We start from the raw sequence: 16,800 nt of genomic DNA on the forward strand, positions 1-16,800 counted from the left end.
GTCAGACGGCGCGGGCGAGGTAGGTGACCGACGGGTGCTCGACGCCGAGGTCGTGAAAACCGAGCCGGTCGTAGAACACCCGGGCCTGCCGGTTGGCCGTGGGCATCACCAGGTGCACGCCCGGCACCGCGCGCTCGGCCAGCGCGGCCAGGTACGCGGTCATCAGCGCGCGGCCGTGCCCGCCGCGCTGGTGGTCCGGCAGGATGTCGATGTGCAGGTGCGCCGGGTAACCGGCGACCTCCGGGCGCACCATGTCCTCCGGCGCGTGCAGCACGCCGAGCATCTCTTCGGTCGGCGTGGCGGGCGGACCGGACGGCTTCGGGTAGCGGCCGGTGACGCCCGGCAGGTAGTCGCGCCGGTGCCGCCCCGCGAAGGCCGGGGTGTCCGCGGTGCCGACGAGGTACCCCACGGCCGTGCCGTCGCCGCGGTCCAGGACGAAGGCCAGGTCGGGCTCCAAGTCCAGGTAGGGCGCCAGGAAGATGGTCGGCAGGAGGTCCTGGTCGGGGTAGACCTCCCGCGCGTCACCGCCGTCGTGCCCGGTCCGGACGCACACGTCGAACAGCGCGGCCCGGTCGTCCGGGTGGTAGGTCCTGATGCGGGGTCCGGCCATGGAACCGATCATGGCACGGACGGCTACCAGTCGATGCCGGCCGCCAGGAAGGGCGCGTCTTCCGGGGCCTGTTTGCGGGCCCGCAGGACGCGCTCGGCGGGGGTGCCGACCGGCACGCGCAGCGGCGGGTCGGGCTTCTCGATCGTGTCGGCCACCGCGACGGCGACGTCCTCGGCGGTGATCGTCTCGCCGCGCAACGTGCCGAGCTGCCGGTACAGCGGAGCGTACGGGTCGTCCTCGTCGACGAACACCTTGGCGCGCTCGGCACCCCCGGTCGTCACGGCGCCGGGCTGCGCGATGCTCACCTTGACGCCGAAGTGGCCCGCCTCGATGGCGAGCGTCTCGGCCAGCGCTTCCAGGGCCCACTTGCCGGCGCCGTACGGGCCGATCAGGGGCAGCACCACCCGGCCCTGGATGCTCGAGACGAAGACGAGGTGGCCGGCGCCCCGGGCCCGCATCGCCGGGAGGACGCCCTGGGCGACCCGCAGCGCGCCGACGGTGTTGAGCTGGAAGAGCCGTTCGAACTCCGCGAGCGGGACGCTCTCCAGCGGCGCGCGCACGGTGGCGCCGGCGTTGCTGACCAGGACGTCGATCTCGCCGGCGTCCCGGAGGGCCTGATCGACGCTGTCCTGGTCGGTGACGTCGAGGCGCAGCCGCTGCGCGACCGGCAGCTCGGCCAGCGTCTCGGGGCGGCGCGCGGTGGCGATCACCCGGTGCCCGCGGCTCGCGAGTTCGAGGGCGATGGCGCGGCCGATGCCCTGGGAGGCGCCGGTGATGAGTACGGACGACATGGTGGTTCTCCTCAGGAAGCCGGGACGAAGTTGGGCCCGCTGGTGTCGAAGGCGGCTTTGTTCTCGAGCACGAACTGCCCGACGGACTGCGGCGTGCGGCCGCCGATCTTCTCGACGTGGTCGTTCGTGCCCGCGAACACGCCGTCGCGGTAGTCGATCGCGACGTTGCTCAGGTGCTGCACGAGGTGCGCGGGAAAGCCGCGGTGCGTCATGGATGCCGCGAACTCGTCAACGTCGATCGGCTCGTAGTGCACCGGAATCCCGAGCGTCGTGCCGATGGCCGCGGCGATCTCGTGGTGGTCCAGCTCGACCGGCCCGTGCAGGGGATAGACGGCGCCGTCGTGCGGCGCGGGATCGGCGAGCACCGCGGCGATCACGCGCCCCTGGTCGGCGGCCGCGATCGGCGCGTGCCGGCCCTCGCCGAACGGGAGCCGGAGGTGGCCCTCGCCGTCGCGCAGCTCCCACCACGTCGTGAGCCACTCGGCGAAGAACGTAGGCCGCAGGTGCGTCGTGAGCAGGCCAGTCCGGTCCAGCAGGCGCTCGGCGAGCCAGTGCTGCCGCGCCGCGTGGCTCTTCGCCTCGCGGCGCGCAGAGATCTGGGACATGCCGACGACGGACCGGACGCCGGTTTCCGTGGCCGCCTGGGCGAAGTTGACCGTCGCGTCGAGCAGGCCGTCGCGGATGGGGTAGACGAAGTAGGCACCGCTGACGCCGTCGAGCGCCGCGGTCACGCTGTCGAGGTCCAGCAGGTCGCCGTGGACCACTTCGGCACCGGCCGCGGCGAGCGCACGGGACCGGTCGTCGTCCCCCCGGACCATCGCCCGGACGCGGTGACCGCGCCGCAACAGGAGATCGGCCGTCACGCTCCCGGTCTTGCCGGTGGCGCCGGTGATCAGGAACAGCCTGTCGTCGTGGGTCATTTCGAGTCCTTTCGAACGGCGGTGCGCCGGTTCGGTCGACGGCGGTCGCCGTCCACTTGCGACAGCAGGCCGGTGCTCACCGGGCGGCGGCGTTCTCGCCGACGAGGGTGCCGCGCATCAGCCACGTCGGGCCTTCGGCGTACGCGCTCGCCTCGGCGAAGAACGCGCCGAAGTACGGACCGGCGGCGTGGGTTTCGAACGCGGCGAGGTCGGCGTAGACCTCGTTGAGGTAGAAGACGGCCGGGTTCTCGGCGTCGGCGATGACCTCGAACCGGTGGGAGCCGGGTTCGTGGGCGAGGGAGTCGCGGGCGGTCTTGGCGGCCGCCCGGACGAAGTCGTCGCGGTGCTCCGGCCGGACGGTGAAGGAGACGAGGAACTGGTACACGGGACGACCTCTTTCTGTAGTTCATTCACTGAACTAGGCCACCGTAGCACGAGACCAGTTCACTGAGTGAACTGCCGGTGTACGCTCGGGGGCATGGCTCTTCCCAGCACCTACGCGGACCGCAACTGCTCCCTGGCGCGGGCCCTGGAAGTCGTCGGGGAGCGGTGGACGTTGCTGATCGTCCGCGACGCGTTCTTCGGGGTCCGGCGCTTCGGCGACTTCGCCACCCGGCTCGGGATTCCGCGCGCCGTCCTGACCAGCCGGCTGAAGGCGCTCGTGCAGGAAGGTGTGCTCACCCGCGACGAAGCCGCGGGCGGGGTCGTCGAATACCGGCTCACCGGCAAGGGTGTCGAGCTGTGGCCGATCGTGCGCGCCCTGATGGGCTGGGGCGACGCGCACTACTCGCCGGCCGGGGCGAAGCGCACGGTCCGGCACGACGCCGACGGCGGCCTGCTCGACCAGGACGGCCGCTGCGCGGACTGCGGCGTGATCGTCCCGGTGCCGGACATCCGCGTCGAACCCGGCCCCGGTTACGAGCCGTCGGGCGTGGTCCTCGATCCGCTGTCCGCCGCGATCAACACGCCGCACCGGCTGCTCGAACCGGTCACGGCGTTCTGACGGCGCGCCGCCAGGCCGAGGGGCTGACGCCGCGGACGCGTTTGAACGCGACGCTGAAGGCGAAGGCGTCCTCGTACCCGACCTCCCGGGCGACGGCGGCGACCGTGACGTCGCTGTCGCGGATCAGGTCCGCCGCGACGGTCATCCGCCAGCCGGTGAGGTAGGTGAGCGGCGGTTCGCCGACCAGCGCGGTGAAGCGCGCGGCGAACGCGGCGCGGGACAAGCCGGTCTTGGCGGCGAGCGCGGCGACCGTCCAGCGGCGGGCCGGGTCCTCGTGCAGCAGCCGCAACGCGTCGCCGACGGCCGGTTCGGCGAGCGCCCGGTACCAGGCGGGCGGCGCGGCACCCGGCCGGGCGCACCACGCCCGCAACGCCAGCACGAGCACCAGGTCCAGCAACCGGGCCAGGACGGCGTCCTGGCCCGGCTCGTCGCGGCCGGCCTCGGCGGCGAGCAGCGCCAGCGCGCCGCCGGTGCGCGGTCCGGCGGGCACGATCGCCAGTGGTGGCACCATGTCCAGCAGGCGCCCGCCCGCGTCGCCGCGGAGTTCGTAGCCGCCGCGGAGCATGGTCGTGGCGCCGGGCAGGCCGTCGCCGTACGTGCGGGGCGCCCGGGTCCGCTGGTCCTCGGCCTCGCCGCCGTCGGGGAAGTGCTTCTTCCCTTGCCGGATCACGAATCGGGCCGGCGTCGCCGGGTCGTCGGCGATCGTGTGCGGGCCGGGTCCCTTGACGAGCGCGATGTCGCCGGCGGCCAGCCGCACGGGGGCGGCGTCGTCGAGCCGGATCGACGCGGGGCCGCCGAGAGTGGTCAGGATGGTGAGCGGCGGCGGGTCGGCGTAGGTCACCGCCCACGGCGGCCGCTGGATCAGCTGCCGGACGAGCGCATGGCTCGCGCGGGCCCGGTCCAGCAGATCACTCAGGACGTCCACGCGACTCACGGTAGACGATCACAAAGGTATCCACGACGTTCTCCCATGGATCGTCCACGTCCTGCAGAGTTGGCTTCCGGACATGACGAACACCCTGATCCTCGGCGGCACCGGCAAGACCGGCAGCCGCGTCGCCCGGTACCTGAAGGACGGCGGTCACCCGGCGAAAGTGGCGTCGCGCACCGGCGGATTCGACCTGGGCGACGCGACGACCTGGGCGTCCGCGCTCGACGGCGTCACCGCCGCCTACGTCGTGGAACCCGACCTGCGGGCGAGCGGCGACCGCATCCCCAGGTTCGTGGCCGCGGCGGTTTCCGCGGGCGTGCGACGGCTGGTGCTGCTGTCGGCCGGCGGCGTCGGCGAGGCCGGCGACGGCCATCCGCTGAAGGCCGCCGAACAGGCCGTGCGCGAGTCCGGTGCCGAGTGGACGATCCTGCGGCCGGACTGGTTCGCGCAGAACTTCGGCGAGGGCCCGTGGCTGCCGGAGATCCTCGCCGGCACCCTGTCCCTGCCCACCGGCGACGGCCGCACGCCGTTCGTCGACGCCGGCGACATCGCCGAAATCGCGGCGTCGGCCCTGACCGGCAGCCGGCACGACGGCCGGACCTACCAGCTGACCGGCCCCCGGGCGCTCGGCTTCGGCGAGGCGGTCGACCTGATCGGCCAGGCCACCGGACGCGTGGTCCGCCACGTCGACGTCGCCCCCGAAGTCCACATCGGACAGCTGGTCGCGAACGGTGTCCCACCCGGTGTCGCCCAGCTGCTCACCGGGATCCTGGTGGCCATCCGCGACGGCGCGGCGCCCGCGCCGACCGGCGATGTCGAACGCGCCCTCGGCCGGCCGGCGCGGTCGTTCGAGGACTACGTCGCCGAAACGGCCGCCGCAGGGGTGTGGACCTGACGGCCTACCCCTGGTCCATCCCCGAGAAGAACTCGGCGATCTCCCGGGGCGCCGTCGGTGTGAAGCACCACTCGAGTCCTTGCGCGGACCCGTGCGCGGCTTCTTCGGCGCGCGGGAACATCGCCGTTTCGTACTGTGTCAGGGCGGTTTCGACGTCGTCCGGGTGCTCGATGATCGCGCGGGCGAGGTCGGCGCCGTCGATCAGGGCGAGGTTCGCGCCTTCACCCGCGTAGGGGGACATCACGTGCGCGGCGTCCCCGACGAGCGTCACGCCCGGGACACGGGCCCAGCGGTGCCCGGCCGGGAGGCCGAAGATCCGGCGCGGCGTGATCGTGTCCTCGCAGTGGCGGATGAGGTCGGTCAGCTCCGGGGCCCAGTCGGCGAACTCCTCCAGGAGGGCGTCGCGGGCCGCGGCCGGATCGGCCCAGTCGACGCCGCCGGCGGACAGCCAGTCCTCGGGGACGCGGAAGGAGGCGCCGAGCTCGATGTCGTTTCCGCCGTGGCCCAGGAGACCCTTGTTGTCGGACAGCGCGAAGACCATGCCGGGCCCGATGAGCGCGGCCAGTTCCGGGTGCCGCGCCGGTGCGTCCGGGATGCGGATCTCGACGTGGGAGACCCCGCAGTACTCCGGGGTCGCGGCCGACAGCAGCGGCCGCACCTTCGACCAGGTGCCGTCCGCGCCGACCAGGAGGCCGGTGGTGGTCGTGGTGCCGTCGGCGAAGGTCAGCTCGTGCCGGCCGTCGCCGAGGGTGCGGGCCGCGGTGACCTTGTGGTCCCAGACGATGCTGCCGGGGTCGAGTGAGCCGACGAGCAGGTCGCGCAGCACGGTCCGGTCGATCTCCGGCCGGCCGCCTTCGCCGCCGTCGGGCCCGGCGTCGACGAAGACGTGCGCTTTCTTGTCGAGGACGCGCACGTGTTCGCCCTGCGGGTGCGTGTGACGGCGGAACTCGTCGTACAGACCGGCTTCGCGCAGGGCGAGCTGGCCGGTGTCCTCGTGGATGTCGAGCGAGCCGCCCTGGCGGCGCGCGCCGGCGGTGGCGTCGAGTTCGTGGACGGTGGCGGGAATCCCGTGGTTCTGGAGGATGCGGGCCAGCACGAGGCCGGACAGGCCGGCGCCGACGATCGTGACGGAAGAGCTGGTCATGGGAGGTCCTGTTCCGGTGCGGGAGGGGGGTTCGCGGCGAGGATGCCGTCGAGCAGGACGTCGAAGGCCCAGTCGCCGCGGGAGCCGCCGTCGCCGGAGACGAGTGCGGCGCTGAGCGGCGCGATGTGCGGGTACCGCGCCGCGTCCACGGTGGTGATCTTCGTGGCGAGCGCCGACAGCGCGGCGGCTTTCTCGGTCTTGGCGGCCGGGGCACTGAACTCGACGGCGACCGCGGTGGGGAACAGCAGGAGCAGGTCGACACCCCAGGCCGCGGCCCGGTCGTGTGCGCCGCCTTCCTGGAGCAGCGCGAGAACGGTGTCGACCAGTGCCAGGTAGTTCGGGCCGCTGGGTTGTGTGGACAGTGCCATCCGGGCGATCCCCGGATAGCGCATCAGCAGCTGCCCGTAGCCGGACAGCAGCCCCTTCACCCGGTCGCGCCAGGTGCCGGGCCCGGTGACCGACGGCCGAAGCTCGCCCAAGAGCACGTCGAGGATCTGCGCGTGCAGGTCTTCGGTGTTCCGGACGTAGACGTAGAGCGAGGCGTGCCCCGAGTCGAGCGCGGCGGCGACGCGGCGCATCGTCACCTTCTCCAGGCCTTCGTCGCGCAGGATGCCGAGCGCGGTGTCGATGATCCCCTGCCTGGTCAGGGCGGGTTTCGCCGGCCGCTCACGGCGGCTGCGGGGTTCCTGGGTGTCGTCGGCGGGGGGCATGACGCCACCGTAGCACGACCATGGTCGTAGCGACCATGGTCGTTGACTTCGGCAGGTCGACCCTCGGGTTCCGCGTTTGTGCTCATTCCCTTGCGCGGCCGTGAAATCCGTCGGTTTCCGGTGTTACGGTCCGCCGCGGCAGTCGAATCCACACCCCGGAGGCGCAAGTGGTGGCGAAGCGTTGGTTCCTGGCCCTGGTGGCGGCCGTGCTCGGTCTCGCCGCCTTGGCCGCGCCCGCGTCGGCGGCGGTGCAGGTGGCGCAAGTGGCCCAGGTGGCGCCCGCCGGGTGCACGACCTCCATCCAGTGGGTGCAGCAGGGCAACAACTACTTCTACGGCCTCGGCAACCTGCAGTGCACCTCCGGGCGCTACCGGGCGAAAGCGGTCTGCATCAACAACCAGACCGGCGCCGGGTACGTGAACTACGGCACCCAGGTCGTCAACGCTCCGGCGACCGCGACCGTGCTGTGCAACACCGGGAACTCGGCGCAGGCCGTCTACGCCGTGACCGATCCGCTCGACGCCGGGGTGCCCGGGTGCGTCTCCTGGGTCGAGTGGGTCAACCAAGGCGGCAACAACCTGTTCTACGGCCGCGGCCAGGCGCAGTGCGACACCGGGCGCTACCGGGTCAAGGCGCTGTGCAAGAACGAGCAGACCGGCGACTACTACATCCTCTACGGCACCCAGGTGGTGACCGCGCCGGCCGCCGTTTCCGTCACCTGCAACACCGGGAACACCGCGCAGATCGTGCAGGCCGTCGCCGATCCGGCCGCCACCGGGCTGGCCGGGTGCATGACCTGGAGCGCGTGGATCGTCCAGGGCAGCACGCTCTACTACGGCCGGGGCAGCGCCCAGTGCGACAGCGGCCGCTACCAGGCCCGGCTCGCCTGCCACAACCTCCAGACCGGCCAGGACTACGTCGTCTACGCCCCGGTCGTCACGGCGCCGGCGACCTCGACCGGCACGTGCCTGTCCGGCAACTCCGCCACCGCCGTGACGACGGTGGCGGCCTGAGCGGCCGTCTTCGGCGCGCCGCGGGTCAGGTCCCCAGCTTCTTCAGCAGCTCGGACAGGTCCACGACCTGGTCGCCGGGCGGGGCCTCGATGGTCACCGGCTCGCCCCAGTCGCGGTACTCGGTCGTGCCCTTGACCGTGGGGCCCGGCTGCTCGAAGCCGGGGGACAGGTCGACCGTGAACCGCGCGGGCCGCAGCGCCGCGTCGAGCCACAGTTCGGCGGGGAGCTTGCCGGTGATAGGCGCGGCGGGCTTCCCGTCCAGTGGCACCCGGATGAACTCCGGGAAGAGGTCCGGCGCCTTGGTGGGGTCGAGTTCGAGCCGGTAGTGGTTGGCCAGGCCGGTCCGGTCGGCCGACACGATCCGGCCGGTCCGTTCGATCTCCGCCAGGGCCCGGCCGAGGTCGGGCAGCTGCACGATCGTCGGCACCACCACGCCCGCCGCCTGGGCCATCGGGTCGGGGCTGTCCGGGTCGGTGCCGACCCACGGTTTGCCGGGGATCGCCGCGCCCGGCGTGCGGGTGTAGGTCTTCTTGCCGAGCACCCGGACCTCGCTGCCGTCGAGCAGCATCGTGAGGCTGCTCGTGGAGCCGTCGAAGCGGAGCGAACCGGTGACGCTCTTGGTGTCGGGGCCCACGACGGCGTCCGTGGTGAACGCCGCGGACGGCGCCTGCGCGATCCCGGCCCGCGCCGCCGCCACCAGCTGGGCGACGTCGGTGACCGGCGCCGTGAGCGCGGGTGCCGGTGGCGGCGCGCTGCCGGGTCCCGGATCGCAGGCCGTGAGCGCGAAAACGGCCATGGCGATGATCGGACCGGTCTTCCGCACGGTTCCCCCTCGGTGTCGTGTTCCGGGGAAGATAGCGGGACAAGGTCACATTCCGGGCATGCCGGCCAGGTCACGACGGCGAGAGGGGATTCCGGGGGAGACACGGCGCGCGTGGGCGCGGGGCCTCGCGTTTCGCGGCCGGACTCGGCCTTCTGACTTGGTCCTGCTGCAGCCGGGTCGGCTGGAACGCTCCCTGACCCGGCTGCAGCAGGTGTGACCTCCGGCGTCAGATCAGCGTGAACTTCTGGGCCGCCGAACCGTTGCAGTCCCAGATCTGCAGCCGCGTGCCGTTGCCCGTGGCGCCGCTCGGGGAGTCCAGGCAGCGGCCGGACTGCGGGTTGCGCAGCGAGCCGTCCGCCTGCTGCGTCCAGCCCTGGCCGCCGACGCCGTTGCAGTCCCACAGCTCGACCTGGGCGCCGTTGGCCGTGCCGTTGCCCACGATGTCCAGGCAGCGGCCCAACGTCCGCAGCGCGCCGCTCGACAGGTGGAACCAGTGCTGGTCCACGGCGAACGACTGGCAGTCCCACAGCTGCACACCGGTGCCGTTGACGCCGTGGTCGTCGCCGGCCACGTCGACGCACTTGCCGCCGGGGCCGGTGATCGGGCCGCCGCCGGTGACCGAGAACTTCTGCGCCGCCGATCCGTTGCAGTCCCAGAGCTGCAGCCGGGTGCCGTTGGCCGTGGCGCCGTTCGGCGCGTCGACGCAGCGGCCGGACTGCGGGTTGCGCAGCGAGCCGTCGGCCTGCTGCACCCACTTCTGGCCGCCGACGCCGTTGCAGTCCCACAGTTCCAGCAACGCGCCGTTCGCCGTCCCGTTGCCGACGACGTCGAGGCATCTGCCCAAAGTGGACAGTGACGAGTCCGCGTTGTGCGCCCAGTGCTGGTCGGACGCGTTCGCCTGGCAGTCCCACAGCTGCGCCGCGGTGCCGTTGGTGCCGGTGTCGTCGCCGGCGACGTCGAGGCACTTGCCGCCGGGGCCGGAAACCGGCGCCGCGTACGGCGGTGTCCCGGTGGATCCCGAGTAGCCGACGGAGACCACATTGGACTGGACGGCGTCGTCCGCGGCGTCGGTCGGGTAGCCCGCGGTCATCACGCCCTCGAAGAACGAGCCGATGGACGCGTTGCTGTTGTCCCCGCCGGTGCCCAGCACGATCGAGCCCTCCTGGTGCATCGGCGTGTACCCGCCCGACGGCAGCGCGCCGTTGTACCAGGTCGTGAGGCCGCCGCTCTGGGAGTTGCCGCCCTTGAGCGCGAACGTCGTCTGGCCGTTGTTCTTCAGCAGCGCCGTGACGAACGGCGTGGCGTTGCCGCGGTTGGCGGTGTTGGAGCGGTTGCCCTGGAACAGCCCGTTCTCCAGGTCGCCCGCCACCCACGGGCCGATGCCGGTGCACGGCGGGAAGTAGCACGTGGTGCCGAGGTTCACCGCGTCCATGTGTCCGTTGCCGGTGTCGGCGATCTGCGCCTCGACGTTGCCGTAGTCGAAGCAGCAGCCGCCGTTGACGTGCGTGCCGCTGGCGACCATGTACATGCCTTCGGGCTGGCCGTTGACCGCGACGCCGGCGCCGACGTAGTGCCGGTACCCGGTGCCGGGGGAGACGTAGACGCCGTAGACCTTGTGCCCGCCCGCGGTGACCGGCAGCGCGGACGCGATCGCGGCGACGTCCTGCCCGCCCGCGGTGCCCGGGCCTTCGACGGTGAGGTCGTTGTGGCGCGGGGACTGGTCGTAGATCACCGTGATGGTGCACGTCGTCCCGGCGCAGAAGGTGTCCTGCGCGGCGGCGTTGGCGTACCCGCCGGTGGCGAGCAGGCCGATGTTCGTCTCGGCGCGGTCGGAGGCGCGCTGCACGCGGTAGAGGTTGCCGGCGTAGGCCGAATACAGGGCGCGCGTGGTGCTGTGCGCGGCGACGCACTGGGTGCCCGCGGCGCCGTAGATGTCGCAGGGCAGGGAACCGGCGGCCTGCGAGGTGGTGGCCAGGCCGAGCATCGTCCCGAGGACGAGCAGCGTCGTGGTGAGCGTGGCGAGAAGTCTTCGGCCGGAAACGCGGTGCACGGGGACCTCACTCTCAAGCCCGCAGGTCAGCGACCCGGGCGGATTTTTACAACGTTGTATTTCCAGGAGAGAAGGGGGCTGCGGGGAAGTCGGTGGGGATGTGGCGAGAGTAGGTCGGCGTTCTCGATCGTGTCAACAGGTCACGAGGTGCCGGTGGCCCGGTCCCCGGCGGTTCGCCGGGCGGTGCACCCGGACGGCCTATCCGGCGGGGATCCGTTTCGTGCCAGGGGATGCGGCTCGCTCAGCGCGATTCGTCCGGTTGGTGGCCCCGGCGGGCGGCGCACTTCGGGAAAGGTCCGGTCGTGGCTCGCCGCTTTCTGTTCTCCCAGGCCGTCTTCGGCCGATCGGGCCTGGTGCCGACGGTCGCGCTGACGCCCACGGTGCGGGAATCGCGGTCCGGCGTCGCCCCGATGGCGGTGCCGGCCGGGTTCGGCCTGACGCGCGGACCCCGGACGGGGTGGAAGACGCCGCTGGGCATGACTGACTCCAGGTGAGCAGAGGCCCCTGAGCGGGTGGCGGCGACACGCAGGAGGTGAGGTGAATCGGTTCCGAATATCGCCCGCGGGCCCCGATCTGTCAAGGCTTGACAGGCCGGGGGCAGTGGTATGAACCTTTTCACCGAGCGTCCCCGGCCGGTCACGGATGCACCTTCCCGGTGGTCAGGGGGCGAGCCGGACGACGCCGTCCCCTGACCGGCGGCGGGTCCGCCCCACTTTCCCGGCCAGGGAGGAACCATGCCCACGATTGCCCGTCCGCGGCGCCGCCGCGGACCCGGTACCCGGTTGACGACGCTGGCGGCGGCGCTCGCCGTCGCCGCGCTCGGCTTCACCGCACCCGCGGCGCACGCGGCGGATCCGCTGATCTCCCAAGGGAAAGCCGTCACGGCGTCCTCGGTGGAGAACGCCGGCACGCCCGCCACCGCCGCGGTGGACGGCAACACCGGCACCCGCTGGTCGTCGCAGTTCAGCGATCCACAGTGGATCCAGGTCGACCTCGGCGGGGCGGCGACCGTCAGCCAGGTCGTGCTGCGCTGGGAGGCCGCGTACGCCACGGCGTTCCAGATCCAGTTGTCCGCCAACGGGTCCAGCTGGTCCACTGTGTACCAGACGACCACCGGCACCGGCGGTGTGCAGACGCTGAACGTGACCGGCTCCGGCCGGTACGTGCGGCTCTACACCACCGCGCGCGCCACGCCCTACGGCGTCTCGCTGTTCGAGTTCCAGGTGTTCGGCACCGGCGGCGGCACGACCACCCCGCCGCCCGGCTCCGGCGTCCCGCCCGACTCCTTCTGGGGTGACACCGCCAGCATCCCGGCCGCGCGGAACGTGCTCACCGTGAAGGTCCTCAACCGGACCAACGGCAAGTACCCGGACAGCCAGGTGTTCTGGAACTTCGGCGGCCAGACCCACTCGATCGCCGAGCAGCCCTACATCGACATGCCGGCCAACTCGGCCGGGCGGATGTACTTCTACCTCGGCACCCCGAACGGCCAGTACGCCGACTTCATCGAGTTCACCGTCGGCCCGGACGTCTTCAACGGCAACACCACCCGGGTGGACGCGTTCGCGCTGAAGCTGGCCATGCGGCTGCACGCCCACGACGGCTACGACGTGCAGGTCGGCGACGACTACGGCACCTTCCAGGAGGACCGCGCGGCCACGTTCGCCCGGTTCCAGGCCGAGGTGCCGACCGAGTTCAAGGGCCTGGCCACGGTGAACGCGCCGTACCGGATCCCGGCGCCGGGCAGCGCCCCCGACTTCCGCGCGGGCGGGCAGTACGCGAACTACTTCACCGCCTACGCCCAGTCGGTCGGGGTCAACGAGCCGACGTCGAACATCACCGGGTGCGCCGGCTCGCTGGCCGGGAACCCGAACATGTGCGCGGCGCTGAACCGGCACACCGCGCAGCTGCCGGCGTCGCAGCAGCAGGACCCGGCGAACTACTACAAGGCCGCGCCGGCGAACTACTACGCGAAGTACTGGCACGACCACGGCATCAACCACCTCGCGTACGGCTTCCCGTACGACGACGTGGCCGGCCAGTCCTCGTTCGTCTCGCACGGCGACCCGCAGTGGCTGGAGGTCGCTGTCGGCTGGTGACCGGTGGGACGGCCCCGGGCGATCCCCGGGGCCGTCACCCGGCTAGAGCGTGAACCACTGGGACGTCAGCAGCACGAGCCCGAGCGAGCACGCGGCCACGACGACCAGGCCCAGCGCCGCGACGACGAGCGGCCGGAAGCCGCTGCGGGCCATCTCCCGGAAGTCGAAGTTCAGGCCCACACCGGCGAAGCACAGCAGGAACGCCCACTTCGACAGGTTGCCGAGGCTGGTGACGTCGGCCTTCGCGAAGACGTGCGCGGTGGCCAGCGCGGACACCACGATGAAGCCGAGCACGAACTTGGGGAACGTGCGCCACACGAACCCGGCGCGGCCCTTCAGTCCACTCGCGACGGCCTTGCCGCCCCGGGTCGACCAGTAGGCCGCGTACCCGAGCACGACCAGGCCGATCAGCGCGTTGCGGGTGCTCTTCACCGCGACGGCGACGTCCTGGGCGTGCGGCGAGTAGGCCGCGCCGGTGGCCGTCGTCTCCGCGGTGTTGTCCACGGCCAGGCCCGCCCACAGCCCGAACTGCGTGTCGGTCAGGTTCAGCGCGTGCCCGATCAGCGGGAAGGTGAACAGCGCGACGGCGCCCAGTGCGAGGATCGCGGCGATGGCGTACCCGGAGTCCTCGTCGTCGGCGTCGATCGAGCCCCGGCCCGCGATGATCGCCGAGACGCCGCAGATGGACGTGCCGATGGCCAGCAGCGACGAGAGCTTCCCGCCGAGCTTGAACGCCTTGCCCACCAGGAGGATCACCGTGGTGGCGACGGCCATGTCGACGAGGATCAGGCCGAGGCTCAGGCCGCCGAGCTTGGCCAGGTCGCCCAGCACGAACCGGGCGCCGAGCAGCACGATGCCGATCTTCAGCCAGAACTCGTAGGTCGCGACGCCCGGGCGGAACACGGCCGGGACGCCGATCGTGTTGCGGATGAGCAGCCCGAGGATGATCGCCCACAGCACGTACTCGAGGTCGGGCAGCGCGGTGCCGGTCGCCTTGCCGATGCTGCGCACCCCGTTCTGCGCCAGCGTTCCCACGATGCCGACCGCGACGAGCAGCAGCAGGCCGGGGAGGTAGCGCAGGACGGGGATCGCCGTCAGCCCACCGCTTCGGGTGGTGGTGTCGGTCCGCGTCGTCATTTGACCAGGAAGGTGATCGTCGGCAGCAAGCCGAAGGCGGCCAGCAACACCAGCACGGCGGCGACCGCCACGGCGGCCCAGTCGGCGCTGATGCGCGGCGCCGGTTCGCGGTCTGAATCGGAACTCATGACTGCAGGACTGTAGGCGCCGGTACGCGCACTGGACAGCGCGCGGCGCGCGCGTCCAAGGGGTGGGAGATGTCCGGTTCGCCCTTGACGGCGACCGGCGGCTCACGGGAGGGCGAACGCGGAACCGCCGCCGTGCCACCACTTCCGGTAGAACCGCGAAGCCTCGACGAGCGCGAGGTAGTCGTGCTCGATCTTGGCGCACACCTCGCCCACGAGCGACGCCAGCCGGGAGTCCTTGCGCCACGCGAGAACCAGGTCGCGCGAGAGCGGCGTGCCGGCCAGCGACAGCGTCGCGAGCCCATCGCGTGCCGTGCCGATCGGGTAGAGCAGGCAGATGCCCCGGTTCTCGGCGGTGAGCGCGAACGCGACGTGCGCCTCGGTGGTGAGGTGCGCGATGCGCTGCTCGAACCCGGCCGCCGCGCAGACCCGGGCGAAGTACTCGTTCATCCCGCTGTCGTCCGGGTCGGGCATGACCCACTTCTCGTCGGCGAGGTCGGCCAGCTCGATCTCGCCGCGCTCGGCGAGCGGGTGCCGCCGCGAGACGCCGATGAAGAACGGCTCCCGCACCAGCAACCGGTGTTCGACGCCGTCGGGCGGGCTCACCGGGAACCCCGAAAACTGGCGCAGCACCGCGACATCCAGCTCGCCGGAACGCAGCAACGCCGTGAGCGTCCCGGTTTCGCGGATCGTGCGGCTGGTCACCTCGCGGCGTGGCAGCATCGCGGTCAGGGCGTTGACCAGCAGGCTGAACTGCTGCGCCGGGATCCCGCCCACCTTCACCGGCGCGCCGGACTCGCTCGCGGCGTTCACGCGGGCGGTGCGCTGCAGCGCGTCGAACTGGCGCAGCAGGTTGCGCGCGTCCCGGATCAGTTCCGCGCCGGTGTGCGTCGGCACCACGCCTTCGGGGGAGCGGAGGAACAACGCGCCGCCGACGAACTGCTCGATGCGTTTGAGCTGCGTCGTCACGGCCGGCTGGCTCAGGTGCAGCCGCGCGGCGGCGCGTCGGAGGCTGCCGGCTTCCGCCACCTCGACGACGAGTTCCAGGTGCCGGATCTCCAGACGCATCCCGAAACATTATCGCCTGGTGCAATAGGGCCGATCCCGTGACGATCATGGCCGCCCCCGCCGCGGCCCGGTTACGTTCCTCCGCGTGACAGCACTGGCTTGTGTTCCGCTGAGCGGAAAGACGGCGCTCCCCGCCCTGGTCTCGGACGACGTCGTCCGCCGGTTCCTGGATGCGGCGGCCGCCGAGTACGCCTGCATCACCCCCGACACGCCGAGACCCTGCTTCGGCGTGCTGCTGGGCACGGTCGCCGAGGACGCGCTGCTGGTGTCGGACATCGCCTTCGCCCGCAACGCCCGTACCACCGATCCCAGCGCGCGGGCGGAGTTCGCGACGACGATCGTCCCGCGGTTCGGCTCGGCGTACGAGAACGCCGTGCGCGCGTGGTGGGTCGCGCCCGTCGACCTGCTCCGCATCTCCCGCGACGGCGACGACCGCGGCCTCGACCTCCTCGGCTCGATCCACCTGCACCCGGACTGGCACCGGCTCGGCCCGGAGTGCGAACGCGACCGCCCGCTGAGCGACCGGCCGACCCCGATGGACGAGTACGTCTTCCGCGGCGCGGGCTGGCCGCTGAACGTCGTCTGCTACCTGGAACGTCAGCACGGCGGGTTCTACTACTCGCTGGCCGCGTGGGACGGCGACTGCGCACCCGTCTCGTTGCGCGTGCTCGCGTCGGCGGGGGTGACCGCGTGACGGACGAGGAGATCCGCGCGTTGTGGCACACCATGACGGCCGGGTGGGCCCGCGGTGACGCCGCGCGGTTCGCCTCCGTCTTCGCCGCCGACGTCGACTTCGTGAACGTCCGCGGCGAAGCGCTTTCCGGGCGGGACGCCGTCGAATCGGGCCACGCGCGGCTCTTCGCCACGGTTTATCGCGGGACGACGTTGTCGGCGTCGGTGACGCTGATCCGCCGGCTCGCGCCTGATCTGTCCCTGGTGCACGCGACGTCGGAGATCGCGCCCGCCGGCGTCGTGACGCACGCCCAAGCCGTGGTCCGGCACACCGGCGCCCCCGAAATCACCGCCTTCCACAACATGATCCCGAAGGGACCCCCTCGATGACCCGCCCCCGGCTGCGGCACCTCGCGTTCGTCGTCCAGGACGCCGAGCGGATGGCCGCGTTCTACTGCGAGCAGTTCGGCATGGACCTGTTCCACACCGACCCCGACGGCAGCCACTTCGTCACCGACGGGTACCTCAACCTGGCGCTCATCCAGCAGCGGCTGGACGGCGACGTCGCGACCGGCTTCAACCACTTCGGCTTCCAGGTCGCCGACGTCCCGCCGGTCGCCGACCGCCTCGCCGCGGCCGGCGTGCCGCGGCCCGTCCTGCGCGGCGGCGACCGGCCGTTCGCCGAGTACCGGGCGATCGATCCGGAGGGGAACTGGTTCGACCTGTCCGAGCACGGGTTCCTGCCGCCTGGCGTCGAAGCGGGGTGATCCCACCGGCGCTCTTCTCACTTCGCGCGCTGCGGCCGGTTC

20 protein-coding genes are annotated in these 16,800 nt (G+C 72.1%); 8 read left to right on the forward strand and 12 right to left on the reverse strand.

Annotated elements, in window-relative coordinates:
* Position 1: 1 nt before the first annotated feature.
* From OG439_RS09205 to OG439_RS09220, 4 genes are all read right to left on the reverse strand, one after another.
* Positions 2-610: a GNAT family N-acetyltransferase gene (locus OG439_RS09205; protein ID WP_326948949.1), complete on the reverse strand. Its 609-nt coding sequence runs from the start codon at positions 608-610 to the stop codon at positions 2-4.
* A gap of 23 nt (positions 611-633) precedes the next feature.
* Positions 634-1,401: an SDR family oxidoreductase gene (locus OG439_RS09210; RefSeq protein ID WP_326948950.1), complete on the reverse strand. Its 768-nt coding sequence runs from the start codon at positions 1,399-1,401 to the stop codon at positions 634-636.
* An 11-nt stretch (positions 1,402-1,412) separates the two neighbouring features.
* Positions 1,413-2,321, reverse strand: a complete 909-nt coding sequence (locus OG439_RS09215; protein ID WP_326948951.1) for an NmrA family NAD(P)-binding protein — start codon at positions 2,319-2,321, stop codon at positions 1,413-1,415.
* A 76-nt stretch (positions 2,322-2,397) separates the two neighbouring features.
* Positions 2,398-2,706 (reverse strand): putative quinol monooxygenase, encoded by a 309-nt coding sequence (locus tag OG439_RS09220; protein WP_326948952.1) that lies wholly within the window; start codon positions 2,704-2,706, stop codon positions 2,398-2,400.
* A gap of 93 nt (positions 2,707-2,799) precedes the next feature.
* Between OG439_RS09220 and OG439_RS09225 the strand changes: the two genes are divergently transcribed.
* Positions 2,800-3,324, forward strand: a complete 525-nt coding sequence (locus tag OG439_RS09225; protein ID WP_326948953.1) for a winged helix-turn-helix transcriptional regulator — start codon at positions 2,800-2,802, stop codon at positions 3,322-3,324.
* On the opposite strand, the gene OG439_RS09230 is transcribed toward OG439_RS09225, so the two are convergent.
* Positions 3,311-4,249 carry an AraC family transcriptional regulator gene (locus OG439_RS09230; RefSeq protein WP_326948954.1) on the reverse strand — a complete coding sequence of 313 codons (939 nt, stop codon included), beginning with the start codon at positions 4,247-4,249 and terminating at the stop codon, positions 3,311-3,313. The genes OG439_RS09225 and OG439_RS09230 overlap by 14 nt on opposite strands.
* A gap of 82 nt (positions 4,250-4,331) precedes the next feature.
* Here OG439_RS09230 and OG439_RS09235 point away from each other — a divergent pair, with 82 nt between their 5' ends.
* Positions 4,332-5,150 carry an NAD(P)H-binding protein gene (locus tag OG439_RS09235; protein ID WP_326948955.1) on the forward strand — a complete coding sequence of 273 codons (819 nt, stop codon included), beginning with the start codon at positions 4,332-4,334 and terminating at the stop codon, positions 5,148-5,150.
* 4 nt (positions 5,151-5,154) lie between these two features.
* Here the strand turns inward: OG439_RS09235 and OG439_RS09240 are convergent, their stop codons facing one another.
* Both OG439_RS09240 and OG439_RS09245 read right to left on the reverse strand, forming a co-directional pair.
* Positions 5,155-6,294 (reverse strand): FAD-dependent oxidoreductase, encoded by a 1,140-nt coding sequence (locus tag OG439_RS09240; RefSeq protein WP_326948956.1) that lies wholly within the window; start codon positions 6,292-6,294, stop codon positions 5,155-5,157.
* Positions 6,291-7,004 (reverse strand): TetR/AcrR family transcriptional regulator, encoded by a 714-nt coding sequence (locus OG439_RS09245; protein ID WP_326948957.1) that lies wholly within the window; start codon positions 7,002-7,004, stop codon positions 6,291-6,293. The genes OG439_RS09240 and OG439_RS09245 overlap by 4 nt, the downstream gene beginning before the upstream one ends.
* A gap of 167 nt (positions 7,005-7,171) precedes the next feature.
* Between OG439_RS09245 and OG439_RS09250 the strand changes: the two genes are divergently transcribed.
* Complete coding sequence (locus tag OG439_RS09250) at positions 7,172-8,017, forward strand: hypothetical protein (protein ID WP_326948958.1); 846 nt, start codon at positions 7,172-7,174, stop codon at positions 8,015-8,017.
* A 25-nt stretch (positions 8,018-8,042) separates the two neighbouring features.
* Here OG439_RS09250 and OG439_RS09255 read toward each other — a convergent pair whose 3' ends face one another.
* Positions 8,043-8,840, reverse strand: coding sequence for a hypothetical protein (locus OG439_RS09255; RefSeq protein ID WP_326948959.1), 798 nt, complete (start codon positions 8,838-8,840; stop codon positions 8,043-8,045).
* A gap of 226 nt (positions 8,841-9,066) precedes the next feature.
* Positions 9,067-10,890, reverse strand: coding sequence for an arabinofuranosidase catalytic domain-containing protein (locus OG439_RS09260; protein ID WP_326948960.1), 1,824 nt, complete (start codon positions 10,888-10,890; stop codon positions 9,067-9,069).
* A gap of 302 nt (positions 10,891-11,192) precedes the next feature.
* Here OG439_RS09260 and OG439_RS09265 point away from each other — a divergent pair, with 302 nt between their 5' ends.
* Both OG439_RS09265 and OG439_RS50050 read left to right on the forward strand, forming a co-directional pair.
* Entirely contained in the window at positions 11,193-11,384 is a 192-nt protein-coding gene (locus tag OG439_RS09265; protein ID WP_326948961.1) for a hypothetical protein, read from the forward strand.
* Between the two features lie 240 nt (positions 11,385-11,624).
* On the forward strand, positions 11,625-12,989 hold the full coding sequence (locus OG439_RS50050) for a beta-1,3-glucanase family protein (protein ID WP_442792292.1): 1,365 nt from the start codon (positions 11,625-11,627) through the stop codon (positions 12,987-12,989).
* 42 nt (positions 12,990-13,031) lie between these two features.
* Here OG439_RS50050 and OG439_RS09280 read toward each other — a convergent pair whose 3' ends face one another.
* The 3 genes from OG439_RS09280 to OG439_RS09290 form a co-directional block, all read right to left on the reverse strand.
* Complete coding sequence (locus tag OG439_RS09280; protein ID WP_326948962.1) at positions 13,032-14,126, reverse strand: YeiH family protein; 1,095 nt, start codon at positions 14,124-14,126, stop codon at positions 13,032-13,034.
* A complete protein-coding gene (locus tag OG439_RS09285) occupies positions 14,123-14,254 on the reverse strand; it encodes a hypothetical protein (protein ID WP_326948963.1) in 132 nt (43 codons plus the stop codon). Before OG439_RS09285 ends, OG439_RS09280 begins: the two co-directional genes overlap by 4 nt.
* A 102-nt stretch (positions 14,255-14,356) precedes the next feature.
* Positions 14,357-15,319: a LysR family transcriptional regulator gene (locus OG439_RS09290; protein WP_326948964.1), complete on the reverse strand. Its 963-nt coding sequence runs from the start codon at positions 15,317-15,319 to the stop codon at positions 14,357-14,359.
* An 85-nt stretch (positions 15,320-15,404) separates the two neighbouring features.
* Here OG439_RS09290 and OG439_RS09295 point away from each other — a divergent pair, with 85 nt between their 5' ends.
* From OG439_RS09295 to OG439_RS09305, 3 genes are read left to right on the forward strand one after another with little or no spacing between them, the layout of a single operon-like run.
* Complete coding sequence (locus OG439_RS09295) at positions 15,405-16,013, forward strand: hypothetical protein (RefSeq protein ID WP_326948965.1); 609 nt, start codon at positions 15,405-15,407, stop codon at positions 16,011-16,013.
* Positions 16,010-16,381 (forward strand): SgcJ/EcaC family oxidoreductase, encoded by a 372-nt coding sequence (locus tag OG439_RS09300; protein ID WP_326948966.1) that lies wholly within the window; start codon positions 16,010-16,012, stop codon positions 16,379-16,381. Before OG439_RS09295 ends, OG439_RS09300 begins: the two co-directional genes overlap by 4 nt.
* Complete coding sequence (locus tag OG439_RS09305) at positions 16,378-16,758, forward strand: VOC family protein (protein WP_326948967.1); 381 nt, start codon at positions 16,378-16,380, stop codon at positions 16,756-16,758. Before OG439_RS09300 ends, OG439_RS09305 begins: the two co-directional genes overlap by 4 nt.
* The last annotated feature ends 42 nt before the right edge of the window (positions 16,759-16,800 follow it).

Source organism: Amycolatopsis sp. NBC_01307, from assembly GCF_035975215.1.
Lineage (GTDB): Bacteria > Actinomycetota > Actinomycetes > Mycobacteriales > Pseudonocardiaceae > Amycolatopsis.

Excerpts from the sequence above, each read along its gene's own strand:
- OG439_RS09210 (WP_326948950.1), bottom strand. The coding sequence starts at position 1,401 with ATGTCGTCCGTACTCATCACCGGCGCCTCCCAGGGCATCGGCCGCGCC.
- OG439_RS09285 (WP_326948963.1), bottom strand. The coding sequence starts at position 14,254 with ATGAGTTCCGATTCAGACCGCGAACCGGCGCCGCGCATCAGCGCCGAC.
- OG439_RS09225 (WP_326948953.1), top strand. The coding sequence starts at position 2,800 with ATGGCTCTTCCCAGCACCTACGCGGACCGCAACTGCTCCCTGGCGCGG.
- OG439_RS09245 (WP_326948957.1), bottom strand. The coding sequence starts at position 7,004 with ATGCCCCCCGCCGACGACACCCAGGAACCCCGCAGCCGCCGTGAGCGG.
- OG439_RS09205 (WP_326948949.1), bottom strand. The coding sequence starts at position 610 with ATGGCCGGACCCCGCATCAGGACCTACCACCCGGACGACCGGGCCGCG.
- OG439_RS09290 (WP_326948964.1), bottom strand. The coding sequence starts at position 15,319 with ATGCGTCTGGAGATCCGGCACCTGGAACTCGTCGTCGAGGTGGCGGAA.
- OG439_RS50050 (WP_442792292.1), top strand. The coding sequence starts at position 11,625 with ATGCCCACGATTGCCCGTCCGCGGCGCCGCCGCGGACCCGGTACCCGG.
- OG439_RS09305 (WP_326948967.1), top strand. The coding sequence starts at position 16,378 with ATGACCCGCCCCCGGCTGCGGCACCTCGCGTTCGTCGTCCAGGACGCC.
- OG439_RS09240 (WP_326948956.1), bottom strand. The coding sequence starts at position 6,294 with ATGACCAGCTCTTCCGTCACGATCGTCGGCGCCGGCCTGTCCGGCCTC.
- OG439_RS09235 (WP_326948955.1), top strand. The coding sequence starts at position 4,332 with ATGACGAACACCCTGATCCTCGGCGGCACCGGCAAGACCGGCAGCCGC.
- OG439_RS09280 (WP_326948962.1), bottom strand. The coding sequence starts at position 14,126 with ATGACGACGCGGACCGACACCACCACCCGAAGCGGTGGGCTGACGGCG.
- OG439_RS09215 (WP_326948951.1), bottom strand. The coding sequence starts at position 2,321 with ATGACCCACGACGACAGGCTGTTCCTGATCACCGGCGCCACCGGCAAG.